This window comes from Methylocaldum sp. (genome assembly GCF_035627495.1).
Lineage (GTDB): Bacteria > Pseudomonadota > Gammaproteobacteria > Methylococcales > Methylococcaceae > Methylocaldum.
The window spans coordinates 1-2,610 of sequence record NZ_DASPLO010000075.1 but is presented as its reverse complement, the minus strand read 5'-3'; the positions used below and the strand labels follow the sequence as shown (position 1 = coordinate 2,610).

The following is a 2,610-nucleotide window of genomic DNA, read 5'->3' as shown; positions in this document are numbered from 1 at the left end:
GAGTAATGGTCAAATTTTGTGTATGGGGATTTGATCAGGCGGCGATTTTCTCGGCGTCTTCCCGTACTCCGTCCTTGAACACGACTCCTTCAATGACCTGAGCCAAGCGGGGAATTCCATTCAGTTTTCGCCAGTGCCGCTCGGCGCTTTTCACCAGCATGAACACCATCGCGAGGATGCTCTCCCGGGACCCACAGCCACGGGTCTTGGCGGTCCTGAGCCTCGCCGTGGCAAAGGTGGATTCGATGGGATTGGTGGTCCTAAGGTGAATCCAATGCTCGGCCGGGAAATCGTAGAAGGTCAGCAGCACGTCCCGATCCTTTTCCAGGCATTCCGCCGCCTTGGGATACTTGGGCCGATACACCTTAAGGAAATGATCGAACGCTTTCTCCGCCTCCTGCCGGGTGGCCGCCATCCAGATCTCGTGCAGCGCCGCTTTGGCCTTGGGCTGCTGGCTCTTGGGCAGTTTGTTCAGAATGTTGGCGGTCTTGTGGACCCAGCAACGCTGACGTCTTGTGGTGCCGAACACCTGCGGCAGGGCTTTCCAGAAGCCCAAGGCGCCATCGCCAATGGCTAGATGGGGATCAATCTTCAACCCTCGGGACTTGAGCTCCAGCAGCACCTCGCGCCAGGAGTCTTCGCTTTCCCGATAACCATCGGACAAGGCGACCAGTTCCTTTTTGCCTTCCGCGGTCGCGCCGACCACCACCAGAATACATTGCGCCGCCTCCGCCAGGCGTACCCCGAAATGAATGCCGTCCACCCACAGGTAGACATAGCGCCGGTTCGATAAATCGCGCCGCGACCAGCGTTGCTGTTCCTCTTTCCAGCTGTCCTTCAAGCGGCTGATCGTACTCGCCGACAACCCCGGCGCGTCCTTGCCCAATAGCACCGTCAAGGCCTCCTGAAAATCACCCGTCGAAAGGCCCTTCAGATACAGCCAAGGCAGTAACTCCTCCACCGTCTTCGTCCGCCTGAGATACGGCGGCAGGATCGACGAACTGAAGCGGATTTTTCCCGCCCGATCGCGGACTCGCGGCACCGACACCTCGATGTCGCCGATGCCGGTCTGGATGGACCGCGTCGGCAGATGACCGTTCCGCACCGCCCGGCTCAGCCCTTCGGCCGTCTTCTCCGCCTGGAAACGTTCCAGGAAGCTTGTCACTTCCGCCTCAATGGCCGATGCCAGTAATCGGCGGGCACCTTCCCGCAACACCTCAGTTAACGCATCCTCCACCGGTCCAGGTGTCCCTGGACTCTTCAACCGAATGACCTTATCTTCACTCATGGCGTATTCGTTTCCTCTCGTAGGAATTGATGACCTCGAAGACCATCAAGAATACGCCGCCTACCTCAGCCCCTCATCCACAACTTTCGAGCATAACTCCTTAGATAGCGGCGGGATGCCTGAAGTAGACCACGACCTTTTCGGGCAAGGTGGTGAGCTTGTCCATAAAAAAACCAAGGCTTTTTCCATCAACTTGTTTTGTTATGGCTGATCGGCCGGTATGTAGCGCCGTTTTGAAATCGCGGCTCAGGTACTCATCAGAGTTGGATTCCGGCGCATCAGGAGAGAGGTAGCAAATAGAATGAATACCATCACCCCAGCAAAGAGAGTAAGCGCGAATCCCGTTTTTGAATTTCCGCCGCCACTCCATGGCGCCTTGAATACGACACTGAAGACGAACGCGTAGATGGTCGACATGAATACGGAGTGCAAGAACGACAACAGGATGCCAAGAACTGAATTGCGATAATGGCCAATGACTTCTTCGCGCCTGATGAGAGTGTGGTTATGCCACAGGGTGGCCGTCATTTGGCGGGGAGAAAGGCTGAAATTCTGCATCAGGCGAGTGTGCTTCGATTGCAAGGAGTGGTGTTATTTGTCGTTGACTAGGCGAAGCCGAGGCTTCTATCTCGACTTGGAGAGAGTGGGGGATGGGGCATCCTAGACAATGCAGAGCTGGTTTTCTCGTGCGTAGAAGTCGGTGGTTCTTGAAAGAGTCAGGAACTTACGGATTACTGTGCATAAAGAAAGTAAAAGCCTATTCGCATCGCTCTCACTCCAACGCCAACCCTCTCCTAGAGATAGCAGTGACATTAAGTTTAGCCGTCCTGCCGGCAGGGAGTCACGCTGGGCTATCGTGCCCGGCGCCCTTTGCGTCAATGCAAATCCACTCGGGGCGGATTTGTGCCAGCATCCAGGGAGAGAGGAGGTGGCCCAAGCCGATAGTATCCCTAGCTCCTGGATTCCAGCTGTTCCACTCGCAAGCGGTCGCTTTAGTCGCGGCCCCTTACATGCCGGAATGACGAGATAGAACTTAATGGCATAGCTCCAGGAGAACGAGGAGGCTTCCTTAAGAAAAGCCTCGATTATATCCACAAATATAGAAAATGCGATAGATCTCTATTTTAGGGAAAGATAATATTTTAAAGTAAATCGCAACTTTATTAGGCGGCCAATAATGACTTAACAGGGTGGTGAAAAACTCCGAAGGCCACACGGCACCGCAGCCATTGACGGTTTGGCCCGGTAAAATAAGCAATCTACTTTTTTCGAGACGGACGATGCGCGGCGACGACATGACCCAAGGCTCCCTGTTTAGCTAC

2 protein-coding genes are annotated in these 2,610 nt (G+C 54.8%); both read right to left on the bottom strand.

Features of this window, described 5'->3' with window-relative positions; genetic code table 11:
• Nucleotides 1-34: 34 nt before the first annotated feature.
• Entirely contained in the window at nucleotides 35-1,288 is a 1,254-nt protein-coding gene (locus tag VEB01_RS06215; protein WP_324873769.1) for an IS256 family transposase, read from the bottom strand.
• A 100-nt stretch (nucleotides 1,289-1,388) separates the two neighbouring features.
• The gene (locus tag VEB01_RS06210; protein ID WP_324873767.1) at nucleotides 1,389-1,658 is read right to left on the bottom strand and encodes a hypothetical protein; all 270 of its coding nucleotides are present in this window, start codon (nucleotides 1,656-1,658) and stop codon (nucleotides 1,389-1,391) included.
• Between the last annotated feature and the right edge of the window lie 952 nt (nucleotides 1,659-2,610).